This is a genomic window from Ruegeria sp. H6, from assembly GCF_056532975.1.
Genome location: NZ_JBQFOA010000004.1, coordinates 47,526 through 71,567, shown reverse-complemented (window position 1 = coordinate 71,567; position 24,042 = coordinate 47,526). Strand labels below are relative to the sequence as shown.

General features: G+C 57.8%; 29 protein-coding genes and 1 tRNA gene. 18 read left to right on the top strand and 12 right to left on the bottom strand.

Translation table 11 applies throughout. The features are described 5' to 3' along the window. Positions 1-24: 24 nt before the first annotated feature. Positions 25-468: a PaaI family thioesterase gene (locus tag ACR0AG_RS09915; RefSeq protein WP_480838313.1), complete on the top strand. Its 444-nt coding sequence runs from the start codon at positions 25-27 to the stop codon at positions 466-468. Positions 469-530: 62 nt separating this feature from the next. Here the strand turns inward: ACR0AG_RS09915 and ACR0AG_RS09910 are convergent, their stop codons facing one another. After that, positions 531-758: a DUF1127 domain-containing protein gene (locus tag ACR0AG_RS09910; RefSeq protein WP_480838311.1), complete on the bottom strand. Its 228-nt coding sequence runs from the start codon at positions 756-758 to the stop codon at positions 531-533. Positions 759-857: 99 nt separating this feature from the next. On the opposite strand from ACR0AG_RS09910, the gene ACR0AG_RS09905 reads away from it, so the two are divergent. The 4 genes from ACR0AG_RS09905 to rpsI all read left to right on the top strand — a co-directional run bounded on the left by ACR0AG_RS09905 (position 858) and on the right by rpsI (position 3,900). Then, a complete protein-coding gene (locus ACR0AG_RS09905; RefSeq protein ID WP_480838309.1) occupies positions 858-2,261 on the top strand; it encodes an aminotransferase-like domain-containing protein in 1,404 nt (467 codons plus the stop codon). Continuing rightward, positions 2,262-2,801, top strand: coding sequence for a GNAT family N-acetyltransferase (locus ACR0AG_RS09900; protein ID WP_480838307.1), 540 nt, complete (start codon positions 2,262-2,264; stop codon positions 2,799-2,801). A gap of 148 nt (positions 2,802-2,949) precedes the next feature. Next, entirely contained in the window at positions 2,950-3,408 is a 459-nt protein-coding gene (gene rplM, locus ACR0AG_RS09895; protein ID WP_480838305.1) for a 50S ribosomal protein L13, read from the top strand. Between the two features lie 6 nt (positions 3,409-3,414). Then, a complete protein-coding gene (gene rpsI, locus ACR0AG_RS09890; protein WP_480838303.1) occupies positions 3,415-3,900 on the top strand; it encodes a 30S ribosomal protein S9 in 486 nt (161 codons plus the stop codon). Between the two features lie 92 nt (positions 3,901-3,992). On the opposite strand, the gene ACR0AG_RS09885 is transcribed toward rpsI, so the two are convergent. The 10 genes from ACR0AG_RS09885 to ACR0AG_RS09840 all read right to left on the bottom strand — a co-directional run bounded on the left by ACR0AG_RS09885 (position 3,993) and on the right by ACR0AG_RS09840 (position 13,409). Continuing rightward, entirely contained in the window at positions 3,993-4,661 is a 669-nt protein-coding gene (locus ACR0AG_RS09885; protein WP_480838301.1) for a YrbL family protein, read from the bottom strand. Positions 4,662-4,796: 135 nt separating this feature from the next. Beyond that, a complete protein-coding gene (locus ACR0AG_RS09880) occupies positions 4,797-5,954 on the bottom strand; it encodes an ABC transporter substrate-binding protein (protein WP_480838299.1) in 1,158 nt (385 codons plus the stop codon). A gap of 26 nt (positions 5,955-5,980) precedes the next feature. After that, positions 5,981-7,867 carry an AMP-dependent synthetase/ligase gene (locus ACR0AG_RS09875; protein WP_480838654.1) on the bottom strand — a complete coding sequence of 629 codons (1,887 nt, stop codon included), beginning with the start codon at positions 7,865-7,867 and terminating at the stop codon, positions 5,981-5,983. A gap of 5 nt (positions 7,868-7,872) precedes the next feature. Then, positions 7,873-8,646 carry an ABC transporter ATP-binding protein gene (locus ACR0AG_RS09870; RefSeq protein ID WP_480838297.1) on the bottom strand — a complete coding sequence of 258 codons (774 nt, stop codon included), beginning with the start codon at positions 8,644-8,646 and terminating at the stop codon, positions 7,873-7,875. Further along, the gene (locus tag ACR0AG_RS09865; protein ID WP_480838295.1) at positions 8,643-9,407 is read right to left on the bottom strand and encodes an ABC transporter ATP-binding protein; all 765 of its coding nucleotides are present in this window, start codon (positions 9,405-9,407) and stop codon (positions 8,643-8,645) included. The genes ACR0AG_RS09870 and ACR0AG_RS09865 overlap by 4 nt, the downstream gene beginning before the upstream one ends. Continuing rightward, positions 9,404-10,501: a branched-chain amino acid ABC transporter permease gene (locus tag ACR0AG_RS09860; protein ID WP_480838293.1), complete on the bottom strand. Its 1,098-nt coding sequence runs from the start codon at positions 10,499-10,501 to the stop codon at positions 9,404-9,406. Before ACR0AG_RS09860 ends, ACR0AG_RS09865 begins: the two co-directional genes overlap by 4 nt. A gap of 4 nt (positions 10,502-10,505) precedes the next feature. Continuing rightward, positions 10,506-11,381 (bottom strand): branched-chain amino acid ABC transporter permease, encoded by an 876-nt coding sequence (locus ACR0AG_RS09855; RefSeq protein WP_480838291.1) that lies wholly within the window; start codon positions 11,379-11,381, stop codon positions 10,506-10,508. Between the two features lie 72 nt (positions 11,382-11,453). Further along, complete coding sequence (locus ACR0AG_RS09850; protein WP_480838289.1) at positions 11,454-12,482, bottom strand: alcohol dehydrogenase catalytic domain-containing protein; 1,029 nt, start codon at positions 12,480-12,482, stop codon at positions 11,454-11,456. Positions 12,483-12,637: 155 nt separating this feature from the next. Then, on the bottom strand, positions 12,638-13,126 hold the full coding sequence (locus tag ACR0AG_RS09845) for a hypothetical protein (protein ID WP_480838287.1): 489 nt from the start codon (positions 13,124-13,126) through the stop codon (positions 12,638-12,640). Positions 13,127-13,319: 193 nt separating this feature from the next. Next, positions 13,320-13,409: transfer RNA gene (locus ACR0AG_RS09840), tRNA-Ser, on the bottom strand. Positions 13,410-13,532: 123 nt separating this feature from the next. On the opposite strand from ACR0AG_RS09840, the gene ACR0AG_RS09835 reads away from it, so the two are divergent. From ACR0AG_RS09835 to ACR0AG_RS09790, 10 genes are all read left to right on the top strand, one after another. Beyond that, complete coding sequence (locus tag ACR0AG_RS09835; RefSeq protein WP_480838285.1) at positions 13,533-14,375, top strand: DUF2059 domain-containing protein; 843 nt, start codon at positions 13,533-13,535, stop codon at positions 14,373-14,375. Then, the gene (locus ACR0AG_RS09830) at positions 14,375-15,184 is read left to right on the top strand and encodes a DUF2059 domain-containing protein (RefSeq protein WP_480838283.1); all 810 of its coding nucleotides are present in this window, start codon (positions 14,375-14,377) and stop codon (positions 15,182-15,184) included. Before ACR0AG_RS09835 ends, ACR0AG_RS09830 begins: the two co-directional genes overlap by 1 nt. 208 nt (positions 15,185-15,392) lie before the next feature. Further along, complete coding sequence (locus tag ACR0AG_RS09825) at positions 15,393-16,013, top strand: 50S ribosomal protein L21 (protein ID WP_480838281.1); 621 nt, start codon at positions 15,393-15,395, stop codon at positions 16,011-16,013. Between the two features lie 11 nt (positions 16,014-16,024). Beyond that, the gene (rpmA, locus tag ACR0AG_RS09820) at positions 16,025-16,294 is read left to right on the top strand and encodes a 50S ribosomal protein L27 (protein WP_010440093.1); all 270 of its coding nucleotides are present in this window, start codon (positions 16,025-16,027) and stop codon (positions 16,292-16,294) included. An 84-nt stretch (positions 16,295-16,378) separates the two neighbouring features. Then, complete coding sequence (locus ACR0AG_RS09815) at positions 16,379-16,879, top strand: GNAT family N-acetyltransferase (RefSeq protein WP_480838279.1); 501 nt, start codon at positions 16,379-16,381, stop codon at positions 16,877-16,879. Beyond that, complete coding sequence (locus ACR0AG_RS09810; protein WP_480838277.1) at positions 16,876-17,484, top strand: LysE family translocator; 609 nt, start codon at positions 16,876-16,878, stop codon at positions 17,482-17,484. The genes ACR0AG_RS09815 and ACR0AG_RS09810 overlap by 4 nt, the downstream gene beginning before the upstream one ends. Continuing rightward, positions 17,481-18,017, top strand: coding sequence for a GNAT family N-acetyltransferase (locus ACR0AG_RS09805; RefSeq protein WP_480838275.1), 537 nt, complete (start codon positions 17,481-17,483; stop codon positions 18,015-18,017). The genes ACR0AG_RS09810 and ACR0AG_RS09805 overlap by 4 nt, the downstream gene beginning before the upstream one ends. 37 nt (positions 18,018-18,054) lie before the next feature. Continuing rightward, positions 18,055-19,089 carry a GTPase ObgE gene (obgE, locus tag ACR0AG_RS09800; RefSeq protein ID WP_480838273.1) on the top strand — a complete coding sequence of 345 codons (1,035 nt, stop codon included), beginning with the start codon at positions 18,055-18,057 and terminating at the stop codon, positions 19,087-19,089. Continuing rightward, entirely contained in the window at positions 19,077-20,183 is a 1,107-nt protein-coding gene (gene proB, locus ACR0AG_RS09795; protein ID WP_480838271.1) for a glutamate 5-kinase, read from the top strand. Before obgE ends, proB begins: the two co-directional genes overlap by 13 nt. 33 nt (positions 20,184-20,216) lie before the next feature. Then, a complete protein-coding gene (locus tag ACR0AG_RS09790; protein ID WP_480838269.1) occupies positions 20,217-21,479 on the top strand; it encodes a glutamate-5-semialdehyde dehydrogenase in 1,263 nt (420 codons plus the stop codon). Here the strand turns inward: ACR0AG_RS09790 and ACR0AG_RS09785 are convergent. After that, positions 21,476-22,072 carry a histidine phosphotransferase family protein gene (locus tag ACR0AG_RS09785; protein WP_480838267.1) on the bottom strand — a complete coding sequence of 199 codons (597 nt, stop codon included), beginning with the start codon at positions 22,070-22,072 and terminating at the stop codon, positions 21,476-21,478. The genes ACR0AG_RS09790 and ACR0AG_RS09785 overlap by 4 nt on opposite strands. A 42-nt stretch (positions 22,073-22,114) precedes the next feature. Here ACR0AG_RS09785 and ACR0AG_RS09780 point away from each other — a divergent pair, with 42 nt between their 5' ends. From ACR0AG_RS09780 to olsA, 3 genes are all read left to right on the top strand, one after another. Next, on the top strand, positions 22,115-22,297 hold the full coding sequence (locus tag ACR0AG_RS09780) for a DUF3553 domain-containing protein (protein WP_008756567.1): 183 nt from the start codon (positions 22,115-22,117) through the stop codon (positions 22,295-22,297). A 101-nt stretch (positions 22,298-22,398) separates the two neighbouring features. Beyond that, positions 22,399-23,154, top strand: coding sequence for an L-ornithine N(alpha)-acyltransferase (gene olsB / locus ACR0AG_RS09775; RefSeq protein WP_480838265.1), 756 nt, complete (start codon positions 22,399-22,401; stop codon positions 23,152-23,154). Positions 23,155-23,158: 4 nt separating this feature from the next. Further along, positions 23,159-23,995 (top strand): lyso-ornithine lipid O-acyltransferase, encoded by an 837-nt coding sequence (gene olsA, locus ACR0AG_RS09770; RefSeq protein WP_480838263.1) that lies wholly within the window; start codon positions 23,159-23,161, stop codon positions 23,993-23,995. Positions 23,996-24,042 lie beyond the last annotated feature (47 nt).

Genomic DNA, 24,042 nt, shown 5'->3' with positions numbered 1-24,042 from the left:
GGCTGCGCAGGGCGGAGGGAAAGCATGTCGTTGGCTTTGAACAAAGAAGAACTGACCGAATATCTGGAACAGGTTTTTCCACAGGTTCATCGTGACTTTGTTGTCGAAGCGCTGACCGAAGAGACGATCATAATGCGACTGCTGGTCGAAGACCGGCACTTGCGCCCCGGGGGGACAGTTTCCGGGCCGTCAATGTTCGGGCTGGCTGATGTGAGTGTCTACGCCATGGTTTTGGCGCGGAAAGGGCGGCAATCGCTGGCCGTCACCACCAACAGCTCGCTGGATTTTCTGCGAAAGCCGGATGGCTCAAAAGACATGCTGGCCCAATGCCGGTTGCTGAAACTGGGCAAGACATTGGCGGTTGGGGATGTGCTGCTGTTTTCCGAGGGCTCTGACATGCCCGTGGCGCGCGCCAGCATGACCTATGCGATCCCGCCCGAAGGATCAGCTGCGGCGCGATTTGGATAAAAAAGACCGGGGACAAGCCCCGGTCCAGGAAGAGGTCCCACGAGGTGGGACTGGGGATTCGTTCAATTCATCCAGAAATAGCGCTGAACTTCGTTGCGGGCCTGAACGCGCGTCAAACCGACATCCCGCAACAGGCGGTCATCCAGCTTGCCCAGATTCACGCGACTGCGACGGCGTTGTTCCCATTTTGTGACCGTCACCGCAAACCACACGGCCAGCGCAGCGATCAGCGGCAGCCGGGGGCTGTCGTTCAGCAACATGAGGGCGGGGTTGTGCATTGTGCGTGTCATCTTGGGTATCCTTTCAAATTGTATTGACACAAAGCAAATATGTTCGGTACAAAACATTGATACATTCAGAATTGTGTCAAAATCAAAGGAAGAATTGTAATGGATACAATTTGGCCGGAATCGCTCCCAAAAGCAAAGGGTCCGAAATATACTCTGGTCGCCGATACCATTCGAAAAGCGATAGAAAACAAAACGCTGGAGATCGGAGTGAAACTGCCTCCGGTGCGCGAACTGGCGTATCGCTTGCAGATAACACCCGGAACCGTTGCGCGGGCTTATACGATTCTGACCGACGAGGGCCTGCTACAAGCTGAGGTAGGGCGTGGTACATTCGTTGCACCGCCAAAATCTCCGATCCTGGATGATGTCTGGTCACGGCAGTTGTATTTGGCAGAAAGTCAGAATGACAAACATGTCAGCCTGTTCAGCCCGCGATTGCCCGACATGGGCCAGGTCAAACTGATCCGCGAGTGTATGGAGAAGGTTTCGGAAGCCGATCCCTGGCTTTTCATGAATTACCCAACGCGCGATGCCTATGCGCCGATGCGCCAGTCTGTCGTCGACTGGCTGTCTGATCTTCCGTTGGGGCCGTTGACCCATGATGACATTGTGCTGACGCATGGCGGGCAAAACGGGCTGTGTCTGGTGTTCCAGACGATCCTGTCGGGCCCCAAACCGGTCGTTTTGGTCGAGGATCTGTCTTATGCCGGGTTCCGGCGGGCGGGGGAATTGATGCGAGCCGAGGTTGTCGGGATTCGCATGGACAATTGGGGGATAGACCCGTCAGCGATGGAGCATGTCTTGCGCCAGACCTCGGCGCAGGCGGTCTGCGTCTCACCCGAGGTGCAAAACCCGACGGGCCTGCACACACCGCTGGAACGGCGCAAGGAGATCGTTGAGATCGCCCGCCGGTTCGATTTGCAAATCGTCGAAGATGATTGCTATCGCATGGGGGATGCGCTGGAACCCAGCTTTCGGGCCCTGGCGCCGGAGCGCGGATGGCATGTGTCATCGATTTCGAAAATCCTGACGCCAGCCTTGCGCGTCGGGTTCGCGATTGCCCCAAAAGAACGCAGTGCGGACCTGCGGCGCTCCGCTGAGTATGGCTATTTCGGGTTGGCCCAACCGCTTGCAGAACTGACGCGCCTGCTGCTTTCCGATCCTCGCACACGGCAGATCGCCCAGGATGTCCGCAAGCGAATGGGAGAGTATGTGCGCATTACGGTAAATGCTTTGGGCGGCTTTGACCTCAATTGGGCGCCAGAGGTGCCCTTTGTCTGGCTCAATCTGCCCTCTGGTTGGCGTGCGGCCGCGTTCAGCCGCGCCGCAGAGCGGGAAGGGATACAATTGCGGTCCGCTGATGAGTTCGCCCTGCGGGACGGACGCGCGCCCAATGCGGTGCGCATCGCCATGAATGGCCACGTTACGCTGGATCAGTTCGAGGATGCGATGCAGCGACTGCGCGCCTTGCTGGACAACCCGCCCGAACAGATATCGGTCTGATTGGAAAAGATTATGCAAATCTCGGAATTGCGTGACGCGCAGTTTCTAATCGCCCCGATGATCGAGACCGATTTTGAACCGCTTTTTGCCGCCGCCAGTGACCCATTGATCTGGGCCGGACACCCTGCAACGACTCGGCACAAAAAAGAGGACTTTGGTCCATACTTTCAATTCTTGTTAGGGGCCGGAGGGGCCGTCACCATTCGTGAAACAAACGGTCGGGTCATTGGATGCTCAAGATTCTACGAGCCACCCGAGACACCGGGCGGAATTGCGATTGGTTACAGTTTTCTTGTTCGGGATCACTGGGGCGGTGGTAGCAACAGGGCCGTGAAAGCATTGATGCTGAACCATGCGTTTCAGGATCATGACGAGGTTTGGTTTCACATCGACCCGTCGAATATCCGTTCGCAGAAGGCGACCGCAAAACTGGGCGCATACCATGTCGACACGCGACGACGGGATCTGGGGAATGGCGATGGTATGTTGATGCGCTGGGTTTTGAGGAAAACAGAATGGTTAAGGAATGGGGTAAAATAATACCTATTTTATAACTGATTGTTTTTATGTAATTAAATCTACATAGATACGCTTGACCCGCGAACGCGCACCTCATAAAACCCGACCATCGAATTCGGACCGGTCTGTGTTCAGGCCGGTCTTTCACATCAAACAGGACTATCCTGCCATGAAAACCTTTTCTGCAACACCTGCAGACATCGACAAGAAATGGATCCTGATCGACGCCGAGGGCGTTGTTCTGGGCCGTCTTGCCTCGATCGTCGCCATGCGCCTGCGTGGCAAGCACAAAGCGTCGTTCACCCCGAACATGGACATGGGCGACAATGTCATCGTGATTAACGCTGACAAAATCCAGATGACCGGCAAGAAGCGCGAAGAGAACTTCTACTGGCACACTGGCCACCCGGGCGGCATCAAATCCCGCACCAAGCAGCAGATCCTCGAAGGCGCACACCCCGAGCGTGTTGTGACCCAAGCGGTCAAGCGCATGCTGCCGGGCAACCGTCTGGCACGTAAGCAGATGACCAATCTGCGCGTTTACGCCGGTGCCGAGCATCCCCACGAGGCGCAAGCGCCCGAAGTTCTGGATGTTGCATCCATGAACAAGAAAAACACCCGGAGCTAATGACCGATGGCTGATCAGATCAATACTCTCGAAGAGCTGAGCGCCGTCGCAGGCGTTGAAACCGTGACCGAAGAAGTCGTCGTGCGTGAACCCGTACGTGACGAGCTGGGCCGCTCCTACGCCACCGGCAAGCGAAAAGACGCTGTTGCCCGCGTTTGGATCAAGCCGGGTTCCGGCAAGGTCACCGTGAACGGCAAAGACCAGGACGTGTATTTCGCGCGCCCCGTTCTGCAGCTGATCCTGCGCCAGCCGTTCCAGGTTGCCGGCGTTGAAGGTGAGTTCGACGTTGTTGCAACCGTCAAAGGCGGTGGCCTGACCGGTCAGGCCGGTGCGGTCAAGCACGGCATCTCGAAAGCGCTACAGCTGTACGATCCCTCGCTGCGTGGCGCCCTGAAAGCCGCTGGCTTCCTGACCCGCGACAGCCGCGTTGTGGAACGTAAGAAATACGGTAAGCGCAAAGCGCGTCGTTCGTTCCAGTTCTCCAAGCGTTAATCGCCGGGAACACCGAGAAAAAGAAAACGACCGCACGTCTTGTGCGGTCGTTTTTCTTTGTGCTTTTGAAGCGCTTTGGAAAGGGCTAGCGATCAGGCGTGCGTGTTCTCGCGCAGGGCTCTTTCTGCAATTCCGACAAATTTGGCTCGAATTTGATCCAGTTTGCGTTCGTTCAATCGCCTGTACCAGCGTCGGATCGGGATTGTTTGCTTGCACCCGAAACTATCAATCCAGACCCAACGCCCTGAACCATCTGCAAAGCTTTGATACACCAGGTTTTTCTGGTTCTTGTTGCTGATGACGACATTCTCGTCCGCCAGAATGTCAAAGTGGTGGTGCAGATCGTCCACATGCTGGCGGGTAATGCGGCCCGAGGAAACAAGGTCAAAAAGGCTTGGGGAAAGCTCACCATCCGGCTCGGCAATGCGTTCATAGAGCAACGCAAGACCCAGATCAGTCTGCGCGACACCCCGGACCTCACAAACAGGTAGGGTGTTTGCACCCTGTTGGTGGCGCGCCATCAGGGCAAAGGATTCCTGAAACTCACGCAGAAACCCCTTGAACACTGTCGAGCCGCGAAACCTGCGGTCAAACCAGCTGTCTGTCAGCAGGTTATAATGCTCGTCCATGGTATGGGACTGCGGGATTTTGAGCAAAGTATCAGGCAGGTCAGGGTGCTGATAGACATATTGTCGATTGCCCTGAGCGATTACCGGCTTGTCAGCCAGATGCAATAGTGCGTTGGATTCATTGAATTTCATCCACGCAATCTATGAAATCCACCCAAACTTGCAAGCAGAGATTGCTCAAAATTTAATCACGTTTCACTGAATTGGAGGTCGTGTTCGCCCGGACGGGCCGGGCAAACACAGTGCAGTTTTTTCAACCGTTAGCGACTATTCCTCGTAAACAAGGTTCCAGGCGCCGTTCTCGACAACGCTGACGAAAACCGTATCGGCACCCTGGTGATCATCGGGGCCATAGGTGATGTGGTTGCCGACCAGTTCATCCATGTAGTCCAGAGATTCCATTGCCGAGATAAAGCTTTCATGGGTCAGATCGGGTCCTGCGGCCTCCAGCGCTTTGACCATCATCTCGGCAGCGGAATAGCCGAGCATCGCAAAGCCGACCGGATCCTCGCCCGTTGCGGCCTTGTATTCCGCGATAAACGCAGCCGGGGCGGGCTCCTCAGCGCGGGCCCAGAGGTCCAGCCACGAGGCCGCGGCATAGAACCCGTCCGTCACGCCACCGGGCACCTGTGCCACGACGGTCAGGAAACTGGCCGAAGTGCCGAGGAATTTCATATCCTCCAACCCCATTTTCTTGGCCGTGCCAACCACGGTGATCGCCTGCCGGACGCCCAGCGCCATCGTCACGATGTTGCAGCCTTCTTCCTTGAGCTTGCTCAGCGAGCCGACAAAATCCGTTTCATCCGGTTTGTGCGTGGTCTCTGACCCAAAGGTGATCCCAGCCTCTTCGGCCCCGGCTTTGCTGCCTTCAAGGATTTCTTCGCCGAAATCGGTCGGCAGATACATGGTGCACACGGTTTGGCCGCCGAACTCTCCGGCCAGGTATTTCACACCCACGCGCGCCTGATCGTAATAGGTCGAGAAGGATGTGAACTTGTTCTTCATCGGCTCCTGCAGCATCTGACGCGCGGCGGTCAGGGGGGCCACATTGGGGATCCCTTTTGGATCCAGAAGCTTGAACCCAGCCACATTCATCGGAGTGCCAAGCGATTGCAGCATCGCAAACACTTTGTCGCGGTTCAGCAGCTTGTTATAGCCCTGCATCGCGCGCGGCATCTGATAGCCATTGTCTTCGACCACATAACGGATCTGCCGCCCATGCACGCCGCCTTCGGCGTTCACCCGGTCAAACACCACATTCGCGCCCTTGGTCGCCGGAACGCCCACTGCCGCAAAAATACCGCTGAGGTCATTGACCGAACCGATGACGATTTCATCGTCAGTAACGCCTTGCGTTTGGGCCGACACGAGCGTTGCGGTAGCGCTGAAAGCCGCTGCTGCAAGTCCTTTGAAAACGATGTTCATTTATCTCCTCCCAAAGATGTCTTTTCCTAACTGTACATATCTTCAATCAGATATGCGTGCTTTTCTTCGACCAACCCGCGTTTCAGTTTCATCGTGGCGGTCAGTTCCTCATCTTCTGCGGTCAGCAGCACGTCGATCAGGCGAAAGTCCTTGATTTGCTCGACCCGTGCAAAATCAGTGTTGGCGGCAGCAACCTCGGCCTTGATCAGATCGGTTACATCGGGTGCCGCGCAAAGTGAGGCGAAATTCGAGAACGGGATTTTGCGGTCCTGCGCAAATTTCTCGACATTGTCCTGATCGATCATGATCAGCGCGGTCAGGTATTTGCGCCCATCGCCGATGATTACCGCGTCCGAGATATAGTGGCTAAACTTTAACCGGCTTTCGATTTCGGCAGGCGTGATGTTCTTGCCGCCTGCGGTGATCAGAATGTCCTTGAGCCGCCCTGTGATCGTGACAAACCCATCTTCGTCGATCCGCCCCATATCGCCCGTGCGCAGCCAGCCGTCAGCGGTGAAGGTCTCCGCCGTCTTGGCGTTGTTGCGCCAATAGCCCTGAAATACGTTCAGGCCCTTGACCTGCAGCTCTCCGTCCTCGGCAACCCTGATGTCGCAGCCCGGCACAGCGCGACCAATGGTTCCCAATTTGTTGGCCTCCAACGTATTGAGTGCCGCGATGCCCGAGGTTTCGGTCATGCCGAACCCTTCGACCACCGGTACGCCGATAGCACAGAACCATTTGAGCAAATCCGGTGAGATTGGGGCGGCGCCCGAACCACCGCGACGCAGCTTGTCCAATCCCAACATACGTCGCAGATTGCGCAGTACCAGCCGGTCCCAAAGCCAGAACTGTGCGGCGATGCCGGCCGGAACAGGCTTTCCGTTTATCACATATTCCGCGCGGACCATCCCGGCCTTGACCGCCAGGCCAAACGCGAGCCGCCCGGCAGGCGTCGCGTCCTGGGCCAGGATCTGCACCTGAGAATAAATCTTCTCCCAGACACGCGGAACGGCGGTGAACGTGGCGGGCGAGACCTCTTGCAGGTTGGCAAAGACCGTTTCGGGGCTTTCGGCGAAATTAACCGTGCATTTTGAGGCCAGCGGCAAATAGACCGATACATCGCGTTCAAGGATGTGGCACAGCGGCAGGAAACACAGCTGCTCGTCGGTCATCAACGAAGGCAGGGCATGCGCGCCAGCCTCGATAGTGGCCATGATGTTTTCGTGGCTCAGCATCGCGCCTTTGGGGTTGCCGGTGGTCCCCGACGTGTAAACCAGTATCGCGGTATCCTGCGGTGTTGTCTCGGCAATCGCGGCCTCGAACCGGCCGGGATCCTCAGCCTCGGCCTGATGTCCAAGCGCGTATAGCTGGTCGATCATCATGCAACGGTGATGCTCCAGATCGTGCAGCCCTTCGTCTTCCAGAATGATGACTTTCAGCAGGTCTGGCAAAGCGTCTTCGACGGCAAAGAACTTGTCCAGCTGCTCCTCGTCCTCAACGATCAGAAACCGGCTGTCGCTGTCTGTGATCAGGTATTGCAGTTGGCTGGCGCTGTCGGTTGTGTAAACGCCCGACGCAATCCCGCCGACGCCCTGTATTCCCATATCAAGCCAGGCCCATTCCTTGCGGTCTTCTGACAGGATCGACACGACCTGACCGCGTTCCAACCCCAGCTTTCGCAGGCCCAGACCGATCCATTTGGCATGTTGCCAATAATCTGTCCAGGAATAGGATTTCCAGATCCCCAGGTCCTTTTCGCGATGCGCCGTCCGCGCGCCCAGCTCGGCGCAGCGTTTCTGGAACAGCTCGGCCAGAGTGATACAGCCGTCCACCCGCAAGGGTCGCTGACCGGGCGTTGCGTTGAACTGCACGCCGTTGATCATGGTCTGAGCGGGCAGGGGGCTGGCGTCCATCTGGCTCATCTCCATGTCTTCTTCCGCTTCCAGCGGCGGCTTTCGCGGGCACCGTCCTGCTGAACGCCAAGGTAGAAATTCTGGATGTCCTTCGACTGCAACAGCTCAGCGGAGGGGCCGTCCATGACGATGCGCCCGACCTCCATGACATAGCCATGATGGGCCAGTTCCAGCGCGGCGTTGGCGTTTTGCTCGACCAGCATCATGGTCATGTTCTGTTCGGTGTTCAGACGTTTGAGGATTTCGAATATCTCTTGCACCAGGAGCGGGGATAGGCCCAGCGACGGTTCGTCCAGCAACATGATCTTGGGGTTGGCCATCAGCCCGCGCCCGATGGCCAGCATCTGTTGCTGACCGCCGGACAGGGTGCCGGCCTCTTGGTTGCGGCGTTCTTTAAGGATTGGAAAATAGGAAAAGACCAACTCGCGATCACGCTCGATCTGCGCCTTGTCTGACAAGGTAAAAGCCCCGAGGCTGAGGTTTTCGTCAACCGTCAGCAGCGGAAAGACCTCGCGCCCTTCGGGGACATGGACAATGCCCTGTTCGACCACCTTATGCGGCTCGGACCCCTGAGTATCCCGGCCGTCAAAGGTGATCCGGCCCTTTTCGGGGTCCATGACACCCGAAATAGTCTTCATCAATGTGGTCTTGCCCGCGCCATTAGCGCCCAAAATGGAAACAATCTGCCCCGGATGCACATCCAGTGACACTCCGCGAATGGCCATGATCGGGCCATAGAAGCTTTCGATATTGCGGATTTCCAAGATGGGATCGCTCATGAGGCTTTCCCCAAATACGCCTCGATCACCGCCGGGTGGGATTGCACTTCGGCCGGGGTGCCCATGGCCAGTTTTGCCCCGTCCGCCATCGCCAGAACCCGATCCGACACGCCAGACACAAGGCCCATGTCGTGTTCCACCATCAGCACGGTGATCCCCATCTGGCGGCGGATGTCGTCAATCCACCAACGCATATCCGTGGTCTCTTCAACTGACAGTCCCGAGGCGGGTTCATCCAGCAACAGCAGGCTTGGATCGGTGGCCAGTGCGCGTGCGACCTCGACCACTTTACGAACGCCGTAGGGCAGGCCTGAGATCATCTTGTCGCGGTAGGCCTGCAGATCGAGGAAGTCGATGATCTCTTCGACCTTCTCACGGTTCTCCAGCTCCTGACGCCGTGCGGAAGGCAGGAACAGAATTTCGGACAACATGTTAGTCTGGCGATGCCGGTGGCGTCCGACCAGCAGGTTTTGCAGCACCGTGGCGTGTTCGAAAAGCTCGATATTCTGAAAGGTCCGCGCAACGCCAAAGGCGGCCACGCCCGAAGGCTTCACCTGCAGCAAATCGTGACCATCGAACCGAATAGATCCGGCAAATGGATCATAAAATCGCGATATCAGGTTGAATACAGTAGATTTTCCGGCCCCATTCGGCCCCACGATGGCAAAAACCTGACCCTGTTCCACAGAGAACGACAGATCATCCACCGCCGTCAGTCCGCCGAATTTGAGGGTGACGTTTTCGAACTCCAGCAGGCTCATCTCAGGCGCTCCGTCTTGAGATAGGATTTCTGCCGTTTGAACATGTCTTTGCGGTAGAAGGGGAACAGTTCGAACCAGGTGCGGATTTTCAGCCAGCGGCCGTACATTCCCATCGGCTCGAACAGGATGAAGGCGATCAGGATCATACCGAAGATGCCGAATTCGAGCCCCGGAATGGCGACGGTGTTTCCGCCAAACAGGGCTGCGGCATATTCTTTAGAGATTGACAGAAACTGCGGCAGAAACCCAATGACGATAGCGCCCAGAAACGCGCCGTGGATCGACCCCAACCCGCCGATGACGATCATCATCAACAGCTGGATCGAGATCAGCACGTTGAACGTCTCGTTATTGAACGCCCCGGCATAAAGCCCCATCAGTGCACCTGCCCAGCCGGTGACCATACAAGACAGCGCGAATGAGATCATTTTGGTGCGCGCGATATCGACACCCATGGCTTGCGCCGACACCTCGGAATCGCGCACAGCGATGAAGCTACGCCCAAGCGGTGCGCGCAGCAGATTGATGTATCCCAGCGTGACCAGAACGGCGACGCCAAGAACCAGCCAGAAGAACTGCGCCGGTGTGCCCCAGCGATCGATCAGAATGCCAAAAACCTCGACCCCACCCAAATACTTGCCAGCGACTCCTCCGGTGATCGGTTCGGCTAGCACGATGATGTCATCCATCAGGATCGACAGCGCGAGCGTGAAGATTGCCAGATAGATCCCGTGAAGGCGCAAGGCAGGGATGGCAACAGTCACACCTGCGATACCGGTCAGAACACCGGCCAGAGGAAAGGCGATCAGAAACGGCACGCCCAGTTCGATCAGGGCGACGTTGGCATAGCAGCCAAAGGCCAGAAACGCCGCGTGGCCCAGGCTGGCCTGACCGGTGTGACCCGTCAGGATCATCAGGCCAAGCCCGGCAATGGCCCAGATCAGCACATTGGTCAGCTCACCCAAGTAGAAATCATCCAACCACCAAGGGGCGGCGAACACGACGACCAGCAGGATCAGATAGAGGCCCAGTTGATAGCCATCTTTCCAGGGCCGGATATCCTGCATGTAGTCGGTTTTGAATACGATCCTCATGCGCCTAGACCTTTTTGACCCGAACCTGACTGAACAGCCCGTGCGGGCGGAAGATCAGGACAGCCAGCAACAAGGCATAAGGCGCGATCTGGCTATAACCGGCGGCGATATAGCGGCTGGCGAAGGGTTCGATCACGCCGACGATCAACCCTCCGGCCAATGCGCCGGGGAGGCTGCCGAACCCGCCGATGACAGCGGCCGCAAACGCCTTGATCCCCAACAACCCGGTGGTCGGATCGACCGAGCCCTTGGCGGCAAACAGGATCCCGGCGATCCCCGCGACGACACCGGCCAGGGCCCAGACAAAACCTTGAACCCGCTTGACCGGGATCCCCATGTAATAGGCCGCAAGCTGGTTTTGCGACGCGCCCTGCATCGCCAGCCCCAACTTGGTTCGGCTGAAAAACACATAAAGCCCCCAGGTCAAAAGGATGGTGACGACAATGACGGCCACATCCTCCATCCCCAGAACCAACCCGCCAAAGCGCACCTCTTTGCCGGCCAGCGGGTTTTGCAATGTGTGCGGTTCGTGCCCCCAGATCAGGCCGGCTACGAACCGGATCACGAAACCCATTGCAATCGTCAGGATGACCACCGCTGTTTGGCTTTCACCGAACATCCGCCGGATGATCAGGCGTTCGACCAGATAGCCAACGACCGCCATGATCCCCAGCGATATCGGCAGCGCCATCCAGAAGGGCAGGCCCATATATTCGGTGTTCGTCAGACCAATGGTGACAAAGGCCCCCAGCATCATGAAATCGCCCTGGGCGAAATTCACCGCTTCGGTCGCTTTGTAAATCAGCACAAAGCCAAGTGCGATCAAGCCGTAGACACAGCCATTGGCCAGCCCGCTGATCAGCAGCTGCGCGTTGTCCAAACTCGTCCTCCCGTTACCGCAACCTCAGGCAGTCATGTGGCCCCGGTTTTGCTGACCCCGGCCTTCCCTTCACTATGGCGTGATTATCACCTTGCCGTCACTCTTTTTCAGCGCATCGGCTAAATTTGGCAGCAGATTTCGTAACGTAAGTCTTTCCGATACATCGGTTTTCCAACGCCCCTCTGCGAAACGGGCCTGCACTTCGGTAACGACGCGCATCTGGTCGGCGGGTGGCGTGGACATCATCCACTGCGTCAGCCAGAACCCTTCGATCCTCTTTCCCATAAAGATCAACTGACCCATTTGCGTCAGCTGTGGCATCTCAGTGCTTAGCTTGCCATAACAAACCCATCGCGCTTTGTTTGGCATTGATCGAAAGACCTGCTCGGACAGTTGATCGGCAACCGCGTCAAGAAACACACGCGGCTTGAGCGCGGCGCTGATCGATGCGAACCGGCTGGCCACATCGTCCTCTGTAGTGACCAGCACCTCTGCAGCGCCAAGCTCCTTCAAGTGAGGCTCGACTTCGGCGCGTCGTACCAGCGCAATTGGCTTCAGCCCCAGATCATGCCCCAGGCTGCACATCAGTTTTCCCAATTGGCTTGTCGCGGCTGAAACCACAAAAGCATCCCCATCGGCGCGCGCGATGTCGACCATCGCCATCGCTGTCAGAGGATTCACGATCTGCGCCGCGCCATCCTCGTCGGATATGTCCGGGCGCAGCGGGATGCACATCTGGGCATTCGTAACCACATATTCCGCCCATGCTCCGGACCCTGCGGCGACAAAAGCCACGCGCTGGTTCAACAGACCTTCGGCACCGTCTCCGGTTGCCACAACGTCTCCGCAGCCTTCGAAACCTGCGGCGGCACCTTTGACGCGGGGTTGGCCATATTCGCCCTTGATAAAGTGGATATCGGACGGATTAACAGATGCCGTTCTTAGGCGGATCAGAACCAGCCCGGGACCGGGTGAGGGCACGGGCAATTGCGCCTCGGCCAGCCAATCCGCCGCATCATTGATGGACGGGGACGACATTTGCGACGCGTATCCATCATGCGTTTGGATGACCGCGAACATGGTCTCAGGAATTTGGGTCACGTTGCTGGCCTTTTGAATGCGAACAGAAAACCGAAATCCTGCTGTCCGAAGGGTTGAGGTTGATCCAAGCCAAACAAATTACAACCGACACGTCAACGACATGCCGGTCTGACGCTGGGGAAGGGGCCGGCCCAAGGCCGACCCCGCCGCCGCATCTATTGCTGGCTCAGCAAAGCGCGCAATTCGACGATCTTTTCTACGATCGTTTCCGGGGCTGCTTTGATATCATCCAGTATGGCCACGGCCTGGGTCTTGATCTCTTGCGACAGGGTGCTTTCCTGCACAGCACTAACCATTGTGTCATAGTCGAACTGTTGCGCCGTCAACTTACCCTCTGCGATCCAGGTGCTCAGCAGGTCCTGGCCCTGTTCCACAGCCGCAGCAACCTGATCGCCCGCTGCAGACGCGGCCTCACCCGCTTGTTCCGCAACCGAGGATGCAGCCTCGGACGCCTGTTCCGTCACCGTCTGCGCCGCGTCATTTGCGGCGTCGCCCACCGCATCGGCGGCCTCAGACACCGCATCACCTGCATCCTCGGCCGAAGATTGCAGCTGCTCAGTTGGGGTTTGTTCAGATTGCGACACAAGGAAATATGCGCCAACGGCCAAAAGGGCCAAAACTACAAAAATCATCAGACGGGACATGAGAGGTCTCCTTTGAAATAAATCCAATATCGAGATGTGTACAAACTATCTGATTGCAAAGTGGAAAACCGGTAGATTTACCCTGCGCCCAAGGTTTGAGCCACCTCACGCTGATCAGAAGGATGCTAAACGGCGGATTGATGCCGCCAGCCGGTAGGCGCGAAAGTTAGGGTTTGAGAAAAGCCAGTAAATCTGGCGGAGAGACAGGGATTCGAACCCTGGGTGGGCTTGCACCCACAACGGTTTTCGAGACCGCCCCGTTCGACCACTCCGGCACCTCTCCGCGGGGGTCTGTGAGGGGGGGATTTAGTGAGGAACGCGCAGCGGTGCAAGCAGAAAATTCCCGATTTTCACCAAAGCGGGATTTTCCATTGCCAGTTGAGCGAAAACACCTAGGCTCAGGTCTATGACCTATTCCATGCGCCAGTTCGTTCTGCCCGTCCTCGCGGTTCTTCTGACCGTTTGCCTGACAGTTTCATCCGCAACCGCAGCAAGCCGTGACCGCATTGAGGCGTTTCTGACCACCACGGGATTTGACGTCGCGCTGGAAAGTATTGCCCAGGCTTCGGCGTCCGCTCCGCAAATGTTGGGGATCGATCCCGACGGGTTCGGTTCCGATTGGTCGCGGCTGACGGCCGAAGTGTTCGACACCGAGGATATGCACGAAACCGCGGTTTCAATTCTGGAACAAACCCTCAGCGACGAAGCGCTGATGCACGCAGTCGAGTTTTACGCAACCGACCTTGGGCAACGTTTGGTCAAAGCGGAAAACGCGGCGCATCTGGATGAGGATGACGATGCGAAAGATGCCCAAGGTCAAAAAATCGTGTCTGATCTGATCAAGGATGGATCGACCCGCGTCGAAAGCCTCAAACGTATGAACCGCGCGGTCGATGCCAGCGGTACATCGCTGCGCGCGCTGCAGGAAATCCAGATCCGGTTCCTGCTGTCGGCCAGCGCATCGGGTGTCATCGAACTACAGATGAACGCCGATGAGTTGCGGGAATTCATGAAACGGCAAGAGCCTGAGCTGCGCCGGTCTTTGCAGATCTCGGCCCTGTCAAACGCGGCTTATACGTATCAGGACTTCTCAGACGCTGACGTGGATGCCTATGTCGATGCGCTCGAACAGCCGCTCATGCAGGAAGTGTATGAGCTGCTGAATGTCATTCAGTACGAAATCATGGCGCAGAAGTTTGAAATTCTCGCCGCCCGAATGGCAGAGCTGCGCCCGGCACAGGATATTTGATGCGCCTTTTCCTGGCTCTCATCGCAGCGTTCTTTTGGTTGGCGCTGCCCCTGGCGGCGGAAGAGCCAGCAGAACGCCTGCTGCGTGCCATGAAGGTGCAAGAGACCCTGACGATTCTGGCCGATGAAGGCCGCGCGCAGGGTCAGCAATTGGGTGAATCACTGCTCGACGGTGTTGGGATTGACTATTTATCGTCGCAAATCGCCGAGATGTATGACCCGGTCTGGATGCGCCGTTTGATTGCACATTCCGTGACCAACCGCATGTCCGACAGTCAGATCGAACAGGCCGCGATCTTCTTTGAAAGCGAGCTTGGGCAGACCATCGTGTCGCTGGAAAACTCGGCCAGACTGGCGATGACGGACGACGCCATCGACGAAATGGCCCGGCAGTCCTATGCGCAGGCAGATCGGGACAGCTCGCTTTATCGTCTTGTGGACGAATACGTGAGCGTGAACGATTTGATTGAACAGAACGTGCGGACGTCATTCAACTCGGACTATGCGTTCATCCGCGGGCTGGCGACCGGGCAGGGCGGATCGACCGGCAACGATGCGCTGTTGGGCAGCCTGTTATCCCGTGGGGAAGAGGCCGAGGAAGAGACTGTCGAATGGATCTATTCCTTTCTGATACTCGCCTACCGCCCCCTGACCGAGACGCAATTGCGCGAGAATATCGCGTTTTCCCGGACCGAGGCCGGACGGGCGCTGAACAAGTCGCTGTTTGGGGCCTATGACAAGATGATGGTCGAGATCACTTTTAACCTGGGCGAGGCCGTGGCACACGCCATGCAGGCATCGGATTTATAGCACCGGTTTTCGGTTGACTTTCTCACCCAATGTAACGATAAGCGCGTATCCCGGCCGGAATCTCCGCGCCGGGTATCGTTATTATTGATCCATTGGGCTTTGTCCGTGGGTCGTCACACAGCCCGAAAAGGGCGCGCTGTTCGAGGTGGCGAAAGCCGGCAACACCCATCCGGGGACCACAGAACGCGGTTTGGAAAAGGAAAGACGCATGTTTGCGGTCCTCAAGACTGGCGGCAAGCAGTACAAGGTTCAGGCGGGCGATGTGCTCCGTGTTGAAAAACTGGCTGCCGACGCAGGTGAAACAGTTCAATTCAACGATGTTCTGATGCTGGGCGGCGACGCTCCGGTTGTTGGTGCACCTTTCGTTGAAGGCGCGGGCGTACAGGCTGAAGTGATCGAACAGATCAAAGGTGACAAGGTCATCAAGTTCGTCAAGCGCCGTCGTAAGCACAGCTCGAAGCGTACCGTTGGCCACCGTCAGAAGCTGACTCTGGTCAAGATAACCGACATCCTGTCGTCGGGCGCTGACAAGTCGGGCATCAAAGCTGCAACCGGATCGGCTCCGGTTGGCGAAGCGGCACCTGCTGCGAAAAAGCCTGCCGCCAAGAAAGCGGAAGCCAAGGCAGAGGCACCCGCCGCTGCGGCAGCTGCTGACGATCTGACCAAGCTGAACGGTGTCGGCCCGGCCGCTGCCAAAAAGCTGAACGACGCAGGTATCGAGAGCTTTGCCGCTCTGGCTGCCTTGTCGGACGAGCAGATTGCTGCTATCGACACCGTCAAAGTGAAGCCCGAATGGGTTGAGCAGGCCAAAGAACTGGCCAAAGGCTAAGGAGAGAGAGAATGGCACATAAAAAAGCTGGCGGTTCCTCCCGTAACGGTCGCGACTCAGCGGGTCGTCGCCTTGGCGTGAAACTCTATGGTGGCCAAGCAGCCATCGCAGGCAACATCATCGTACGTCAGCGTGGCACCAAGTTCTGGCCGGGCGAAGGCGTAGGCATGGGCAAGGATCACACCATCTTTGCAACTGTCGATGGCGCCGTAAAGTTCCACAAGGGACTGAAAAACCGCACCTTTATTTCGGTCCTGCCAGTGGCGGAGGCCGCAGAGTAAGCCGAAACCCAGAAGGTTTAAGAAAAATTCATGGGGGACCGGCAGAAAGTGCCGGTCCCCTTTCTCGTTTTCAGGAGCGGTCTCATGACCGAAGTGATCAAAACAGAACGCTTAATCCTGCGCCGGTTTGCGCGCACGGATGCAGTGCGTCTTGTTGACCTCCTGAACGATCTGGATGTGGTGCGGTGGTTAACTGTGGTGCCATATCCCTACGATACCGACCATGCCATGGATTTCATTGACAACATGGCCGGTCCTTCGGACGCCTTTGCTATCACGCGGGAAGGCGCCCTGATCGGCTGTATCTCCCTTGGCAATCAATTGGGGTACTGGATCGAAAAAGGGTCCTGGGGTCAGGGCTATGTCACCGAAGCGGCGCGAGCGATGACCGAAAGGCATTTCCGCACGCATGACGCGGATGTTGCCTCGGGGTATCACCTTGGAAACGAACGCTCAGAGGCCGTCTTGTCGAAAATCGGTTTCCGACCGACCGGTCAGCGCCAGGCAAAGGTCGCCGCGACTGACGAAGACGTGATCATTCAGGAAATGACACTATCGCGCGCGGATTGGGAGGGTGCACAATGACTGTCGCAACCACCAGTTTCCTGATCTTCGCGGCCTCTCAGGTCGGCACGCCAGGCCCGGCCAACATGGTCTTGCTGGGGACAGGCGCGCGCTATGGTTTCAAGGCGGCGCTGCCCTTTGTGGGCGGCGTCATCCTGGGCAAGCAGCTGATCATCTGGCCGGTCGGGTTCGGCTTGCTGCAATTGGCCGAACAGGCACCGTTGGTGTTTTCGGCGCTCAAATACGCGTCGGCGGCTTACATTTGCTGGCTGGCGTGGAAGATTGCCAATACGCGGCTGGCGCGCGGTACCGCAGAGGGACAGGCCCCCGGGTTTTGGGCCGGTCTGATCGTCCACCCGCTGAACCCCAAGGCTTGGGCCATGATCATTGCTGGCTTCACCGGCTTTGTCGCCACAGGAACGCCCAGTTTTGAGGCTACGGTCACGATCGCGCTTTGTTTGTTGATTTGTCAGGTGGTTCTTCACCCGATCTGGACTTTTGCGGGCGATAGAATTGCCCATGCGGTTGAAGGACGGCCTGCGGAAAAATATCTGATGTGGACGTTAGCGAGTCTCACTGTTGCGTCCGTACTTTTTGTGTTGTTCGGAGGAGGAACGCACTCATGAAACTTGAGACAATAATAAACCAGCCGGTCATCGAAACCGAGCGGTTCGATCTGCGCCCGTTGCGCCGGTCGGATATGGGGTTGATCGAACATTATGCCGGCGATGAGCGCGTGGCGCGCATGACCACCTCGATCCCGCATCCTTTGCCGCCCGGGTCGGTCGAGGCGTTTGTGACGCGCTCGATGTCTGATGAGCGCTCAGAGGACGTCTGGGCGCTGGATGCGACCAAGGATGGCGGGCCGGAACTGATCGGCCTGATCTCGCTGGAATGCCTGGATCGCAATCAATCCGAGGTGGGCTATTGGGTGGCTCCGATCTACTGGAACACCGGTGTTGCGTCGCTGGCGGTCGAAGCTTTGGTTCTGGCCAATCCGCTGAACAATGCAAACATGTTCGCCAGCGTTTTTCAGGACAATCCGGCCTCGGCCCGGGTCCTGACGCATTGCGGCTTTGAATATCTGGGTGACGCCGAAAGCTATTCGGTGGCGCGGGATGCAAACGTGCCCACCTGGACATACAGCAAGAAACTCTGACTTGTGGCCGGTGGGGCCTTTGCAGTAGGGGACACACATGAAATTTCTCGATCTCGCAAAGGTCTACATCCGGTCCGGTGCCGGGGGTAATGGCTGCGTCAGCTTTCGGCGCGAAAAATACATCGAATATGGCGGCCCCGATGGTGGCGACGGCGGCAAGGGCGGATCCGTCTGGGCCGAAGTTGTGGATGGGCTGAACACCCTGATCGACTTTCGGTATCAGCAGCACTTCTTTGCCAAGAACGGTCAGCCCGGGCGCGGTCAGCAACGTACCGGCAAGGATGGCGACGACATCATCCTGCGCGTGCCAGTCGGGACCGAAATTCTGGATGAAGACGAAGAAACCGTGATCTGCGATCTGACCGAGGTCGGGCAGAGGTTCCTGCTGGCCAAGGGTGGCAACGGCGGTTTCGGCAACCTGCATTTCAAATCGGCCACCAACCAGGCCCCACGTCGCGCCAATCCGGGGCAGGCGGGGATTGATCGCACCATCTGGCTGCGGCTCAAACTGATTGCCGATGTTGGCCTGTTGGGCCTGCCCAATGCGGGAAAGTCGACCTTTCTGGCCGCGACCTCAAACGCGCGCCCCAAGATTGCCGATTATCCGTTTACAACGCTGCACCCCAATCTGGGCGTTGTCGGCGTCGATAACGTGGAATTTGTCGTGGCCGACATCCCCGGTCTGATCGAGGGCGCCCATGAAGGGCGCGGGATCGGTGACCGATTTCTGGGCCATGTGGAGCGCTGCGCGGTGCTGCTGCACCTTGTCGACGGCGCCTCGGAAACCGTCGCCGAAGACTACCAGACAATTATTACCGAGCTTGAGGCTTATGGCGGTGAACTGGCAGACAAGCCGCGCATTACCGTTCTGAACAAAGTCGATGCCCTGGACGATGAAGAATGCGCGCTGGCAAAGACCGCTTTGGAAGAGGCTGTCGGCGGCCCGGTCATGACCATGTCCGGCGTGGCGCATCTGGGCGTGACCGAGGTTTTGCGCGCCCTACGTGCGCAAATCGACGAAGGCCGCCTGCGTGAAAAACCCGTTGAGGAGGCACAGCCTTGGCAACCCTGACCGATGCCCGCCGATTGGTGGTCAAAATCGGCTCGGCGCTGCTGGTGGACCGGGAAACCGGCCTGTTGCGCGCGGATTGGTTGCGGTCTCTGGCGCAGGATGTTGCATGGCTGAAAGGGCAGGGAACAGATGTCATTCTGGTGTCGTCAGGCTCAATCGCGTTGGGGCGCGAAGTTCTGAGCCTGCCGATGACCACGCTGCCTCTGGAGCAATCTCAGGCTGCCGCCGCCGTTGGCCAGATCCGCTTGGCGCGCGCCTATGAAGAGGCACTGACACCGCACCAGATCACCACAGCTCAGGTTTTGGTCACGCTGGAAGACAGCGAAGATCGCCGCCGATATCTGAATTCACGCGCGACACTTGAGACGTTGCTGGGGCTGGGCGTCGTACCTATTGTCAACGAAAACGATACAGTCGCCACCGATGAGATCCGATATGGAGACAATGATCGTCTCGCGGCCCAGATCGCGGTAACCGTCGGCGCCGATCAGCTGGTGTTGTTGTCCGATGTGGATGGCTTTTACACCGGCAATCCGGTCGAAGATGCCTCGGCCTCGCGTTATGACGTAATCGAACGTATCACGCCCGAAATCGAAGCAATGGCCGGGGATGCCGGCTCGGGCCTGTCCAAAGGCGGCATGAAGACAAAACTCATGGCGGCCAAAATGGCAACCGCTGCGGGTTGCGACATGGTGATCACCGAAGGATCAACGATCAACCCACTGAAATCGCTTGTAAACGGTGCCAATTGCACCTGGTTTACAGCAACGTTGGACCCTCACGCCGCACGCAAGCGTTGGATTTCGGCCATGAAACCACGCGGAGAGATCGTTGTGGACAATGGTGCCGCAGATGCGTTGGCCAATGGCAAAAGCCTGTTGCCCGCTGGCATTGTCGAGGTCACCGGCGATTTCGGGCGGGGCGACCCGGTGGCCGTGCTAGACCCCAAAGCCCGGCGCCTGGCGCAAGGGCTAAGCCGCTATACCGCGCAAGAAGCGGATGCCATCAAGGGGCGCAAATCCTCCGAGATCGAGGCAACGCTGGGATATCCGGGCCGCGCGGTCCTGATACACCGAGATGATCTGGCGCTGTAAGACTGATAGTATGACACCTGTGAGGCTGATGAGATGAAGGATTTTGATACCATTCCCGCACTGATGGCCGATCTTGGGAAGCGCGCCAAAGCTGCGTCGCAGGATCTTGCTTATGCCAGTGCCGAGCGTAAACACGCCGCCCTGATTGCGGCGGCTGATGCCGTGTGGGCCAACCGCGCCCAGATCATCGAGGCCAACAGGAAAGACCTGGACTATGGCCGTGAAAAAGGCCTGAGCCCGGCAATGATGGATCGTCTGATGCTGGATGAAGCGCGCGTTCAGGGTATGGTTGACGGTCTGCGCACGGTGGCCGATCAGGCCGATCCCGTGGGCGAAGTTATTGCCGAATGGGACATGCCCACGGGTCTGAACATTCAGCGCGTGCGCACGCCTTTGGGTGTGATCGGAGTGATCTATGAAAGCCGCCCAAATGTAACTGCGGATGCGGGCGCGTTGTGCCTGAAATCCGGCAATGCTGTGATCCTGCGCGGCGGGTCCGAGAGCTTTCATTCCTCGACCGCCATTCACGCCTGTCTTGTCGAAGGGCTGAAGGCCGCCAATCTGCCCGAGGATGCGATACAACTTATCCCGACACGCGATCGCGCCGCGGTTCAGGAACTGCTGACAATGACCGACTATGTTGACGTGATCGTTCCGCGCGGAGGCAAAGGCCTTGTGGGGCTGGTGCAGCGCGAGGCGCGCGTGCCGGTCTTTGCTCATCTCGAAGGCATTGTTCATATCTATATCGACAAGGCCGCGGACCCCCAGAAAACACTGGTTGTTGTGCTGAATGCCAAAACCCGCCGCACCGGGATCTGCGGGGCTGCAGAATGCTTACTGATCCATCAGGATATTGCCGAAACTCTGGGACGTGATGTGATTGCGGCGCTGCTGGCCGCCGGTGTTGAGGTGCACGCCGAAGGGGCGCTCGCCATCGAAGGTACTCAGCCGGCCTCGACTCAGGATTGGGGCAAAGAGTTTCTGGACAGCATCATCGCCGCCAAACCTGTCGCCGATATTGACGGTGCAATTGCGCATATCCGGAAGTATGGCTCGAACCATACCGATTGCATCATGACCGAAGACCCGGCAGCGGCGGAGCGGTTCTTTGAGCGGTTGGACAGCGCCATTTTGATGCACAACGCCTCGACCCAGTTTGCCGATGGCGGCGAGTTTGGCATGGGCGCTGAGATCGGCATTGCCACCGGTAAAATGCACGCGCGCGGCCCGGTGGGGGCCGCTCAGTTGACCAGTTTCAAATACCTGGTGCGCGGCAACGGCACGACGCGAAGCTAAAAGCGGATCACGATGCGGGTGGTTGTGGTTTCCACAGCAATCCGGTGTCCCATGGCTTTGGCCGTTTCGGGCAACAGCGCAAACTGAACTTGGGATGGTTTGACGCTTTCGGCGAATGATCCGCTGGGCAATCCCTGCCACAGGGCCGGATCAACGCTCAGCTTGTCACCCGTGCCGGTTACAGTCCACGCATCGCCTTGGACCCGGATCTCGACCGATCCACCCAAGGGCATTGCGCTTTCACAGCAGAGCAAAGCCAGAAATGCCAGTTTGACCTGGTTGCGGGGAACGGGCTCGGTCACATGCCAATGCACCTTGACGCGGCTGGCACGCTCAATGTCGTCCAGCAGCCCGGTTACCTCTGCCTTACCAAGCGGGTGCGCACTGGCCGCGCCAAAGGCCACGCGGAAGAACCGGATTTTGGCGGCGGCACTGCTGACGCTGCCCGATATCAGCTCCATCTCGGGGCCCTGCATGGACCCGACCATTTCAAGCAGTTCCAACCCGTTGGTGATCGCCCCGACCGGGCTGATCAGATCGTGACAGATCCGAGAGCCGATCAATTCGGCCAGGTTGACGTCTGATGCGCCCATGCGTACCTCCTGTAAGACCTGCCGCTGGACCGGAGCCACCGCATGACAGATCTGAATGCAATTCTTGCACCGGGCATGTATGTCCGCCATCCGGATTTCCCCGATTGGGGTGTCGGACAGGTACAGTCCAACATCGCAGGTAAGATCACCGTTAACTTTCGCGAGCAGGGGAAAGTGGTAATCGACGGGACACGCATAGCCCTGATGCCGGTCTTTGATCCGTGAAACTGGTTTAGGAAAGGTTAACAACTTTGACCAGAGGCGGAGTTATTGCCTTCGCCCAAAGAACTGCGGTATCAGCGCGCAAAAGAAAAGCGGATCAACCAATGCCGGATGCGGGCCCTTCCTTTACAATCAAGCTTGCCGAGACCGAGGCCGAGCTGAAAGCGGCCCAGCGTCTGCGTTATGACGTCTTCGTGGCCGAGCTTGGCGGCGGTGGCGAGATGGTCGATCATGACGCGCGGTTGGAACAGGACCGGTTCGATCCCTATTTCGACCATATGATTCTTTGCGACGATGCCAAAGGCGAAGTTGTGGGCGTTTACAGGCTGTTACCGGGCGAACGTGCAGCAGAATTGGGGCAGTTCTATTCCGAAGATGAATATGACCTGAGTGTCCTGAAACAAAGCGGTCGCAAGCTGTTGGAATTGGGGCGGTCTTGTCTTCATCGTGATTATCGCGGCGGCACCGCCATGTACCACTTGTGGAACGGGCTGGCGCAGTACGTGTCCGAGCGGGGTATCGAAGTGCTATTCGGCGTCGCGAGTTTTCACGGCATTGATGTGCAGGATCTGGCGCAGCCTCTGTCGATGCTGCATCACAACCATCTGGCGCCGCCCGAATTGCGAGTGCGGGCGCAGCCGGATGTGTTTCAATCCATGGATCTTGTTGCGCCAGAAGACCTGGACCGGCGCGCAGCAATGGTACAGGTTCCGTCGCTGATCAAAGCTTACCTGCGTCTGGGCGGGTTTGTGGGCGAGGGGGCTTTTATCGACCACGCCTTTAACACCACAGACGTGTGCCTGATCCTCGATACCGCGCGGATGAACGAAAGGCAGCGCCGCATTTACAGTGGAGCCTGACCCGGTGAGCGATCCTTCCTGGCAAAGCGACGACGCACCGGACCCCGTGGAGCTGGGTATTCTGGGCTGGTGTCTAGTGATCTTGCGCGGCGTGCCGCTGGCCTTGCTTGTATTTGGTGGTTTGCTTGTTCTGCTGGCGGTTCGCCTTGTCGAGCGCCCACTGTGCGGGGTGCGCAGACCCGTCACCCCCTTCATCACGCAATTCGTGTGCCGCAACGCGTTTCGCATTCTGGGCATGGGATTTAGAACCACGGGTGCGTTGATGAAGGAACGTGGTGCGGTTGTCGCCAATCACACCTCATGGCTGGACATTTTCGCGCTGAACGCCCGTAAAAGGGTCTATTTCGTCTCAAAGGCCGAGGTTGCGAAATGGCCCGGAATTGGTTGGTTGGCCCGTGCAACGGGAACCGTATTCATCGAACGCGACCGCAAGAAAGCCCGGGAACAGACGCGGATTTTTGAAGAACGACTTTCGGCAGGGCACAAACTGCTGTTTTTCCCCGAGGGCACCTCGACCGATGGATTGCGGGTTTTGACATTTAAATCAACGCTCTTTGCGGCGTTCTTCGCAGATGAGTTGCGGGATTTCATGTATGTCCAACCCGTAACGGTCGTCTTCCATGCGCCACACGGTCAGCCAGACAGGTTTTATGGCTGGTGGGGAGACATGGATTTTGGACCGCATCTGCTGAAAAGCCTGGGCGCCCGCAGGCAAGGTTCGGTCGAGTTGATCTACCACACTCCGGCGCGGGTCAGCGACTTTGCCGACCGCAAGGCACTGGCGGCCCATTGTGAGGCGGCAGTGCGACACGCACATACGCTGGCGCGGCTTGAAAAATAAGGGCGATTGGCCCTTGCGCTGCCTTCAATCCTGCCGTATACGCGCGC

Bases quoted from the DNA above. Each gene is read 5' to 3' on its own strand.
- ACR0AG_RS09835 (WP_480838285.1), top strand. From the start codon at position 13,533: ATGACCTATTCCATGCGCCAGTTCGTTCTGCCCGTCCTCGCGGTTCTT.
- ACR0AG_RS09905 (WP_480838309.1), top strand. From the start codon at position 858: ATGGATACAATTTGGCCGGAATCGCTCCCAAAAGCAAAGGGTCCGAAA.
- ACR0AG_RS09870 (WP_480838297.1), bottom strand. From the start codon at position 8,646: ATGAGCGATCCCATCTTGGAAATCCGCAATATCGAAAGCTTCTATGGC.
- ACR0AG_RS09910 (WP_480838311.1), bottom strand. From the start codon at position 758: ATGACACGCACAATGCACAACCCCGCCCTCATGTTGCTGAACGACAGC.
- ACR0AG_RS09865 (WP_480838295.1), bottom strand. From the start codon at position 9,407: ATGAGCCTGCTGGAGTTCGAAAACGTCACCCTCAAATTCGGCGGACTG.
- rpmA (WP_010440093.1), top strand. From the start codon at position 16,025: ATGGCACATAAAAAAGCTGGCGGTTCCTCCCGTAACGGTCGCGACTCA.
- ACR0AG_RS09810 (WP_480838277.1), top strand. From the start codon at position 16,876: ATGACTGTCGCAACCACCAGTTTCCTGATCTTCGCGGCCTCTCAGGTC.
- ACR0AG_RS09780 (WP_008756567.1), top strand. From the start codon at position 22,115: ATGACAGATCTGAATGCAATTCTTGCACCGGGCATGTATGTCCGCCAT.
- ACR0AG_RS09915 (WP_480838313.1), top strand. From the start codon at position 25: ATGTCGTTGGCTTTGAACAAAGAAGAACTGACCGAATATCTGGAACAG.
- ACR0AG_RS09825 (WP_480838281.1), top strand. From the start codon at position 15,393: ATGTTTGCGGTCCTCAAGACTGGCGGCAAGCAGTACAAGGTTCAGGCG.
- ACR0AG_RS09785 (WP_480838267.1), bottom strand. From the start codon at position 22,072: ATGGGCGCATCAGACGTCAACCTGGCCGAATTGATCGGCTCTCGGATC.
- ACR0AG_RS09880 (WP_480838299.1), bottom strand. From the start codon at position 5,954: ATGAACATCGTTTTCAAAGGACTTGCAGCAGCGGCTTTCAGCGCTACC.
- ACR0AG_RS09790 (WP_480838269.1), top strand. From the start codon at position 20,217: ATGAAGGATTTTGATACCATTCCCGCACTGATGGCCGATCTTGGGAAG.
- ACR0AG_RS09805 (WP_480838275.1), top strand. From the start codon at position 17,481: ATGAAACTTGAGACAATAATAAACCAGCCGGTCATCGAAACCGAGCGG.
- ACR0AG_RS09845 (WP_480838287.1), bottom strand. From the start codon at position 13,126: ATGTCCCGTCTGATGATTTTTGTAGTTTTGGCCCTTTTGGCCGTTGGC.
- olsB (WP_480838265.1), top strand. From the start codon at position 22,399: ATGCCGGATGCGGGCCCTTCCTTTACAATCAAGCTTGCCGAGACCGAG.
- ACR0AG_RS09885 (WP_480838301.1), bottom strand. From the start codon at position 4,661: ATGAAATTCAATGAATCCAACGCACTATTGCATCTGGCTGACAAGCCG.
- rpsI (WP_480838303.1), top strand. From the start codon at position 3,415: ATGGCTGATCAGATCAATACTCTCGAAGAGCTGAGCGCCGTCGCAGGC.
- ACR0AG_RS09860 (WP_480838293.1), bottom strand. From the start codon at position 10,501: ATGAGGATCGTATTCAAAACCGACTACATGCAGGATATCCGGCCCTGG.
- ACR0AG_RS09815 (WP_480838279.1), top strand. From the start codon at position 16,379: ATGACCGAAGTGATCAAAACAGAACGCTTAATCCTGCGCCGGTTTGCG.
- obgE (WP_480838273.1), top strand. From the start codon at position 18,055: ATGAAATTTCTCGATCTCGCAAAGGTCTACATCCGGTCCGGTGCCGGG.
- ACR0AG_RS09830 (WP_480838283.1), top strand. From the start codon at position 14,375: ATGCGCCTTTTCCTGGCTCTCATCGCAGCGTTCTTTTGGTTGGCGCTG.
- ACR0AG_RS09875 (WP_480838654.1), bottom strand. From the start codon at position 7,867: ATGGACGCCAGCCCCCTGCCCGCTCAGACCATGATCAACGGCGTGCAG.
- rplM (WP_480838305.1), top strand. From the start codon at position 2,950: ATGAAAACCTTTTCTGCAACACCTGCAGACATCGACAAGAAATGGATC.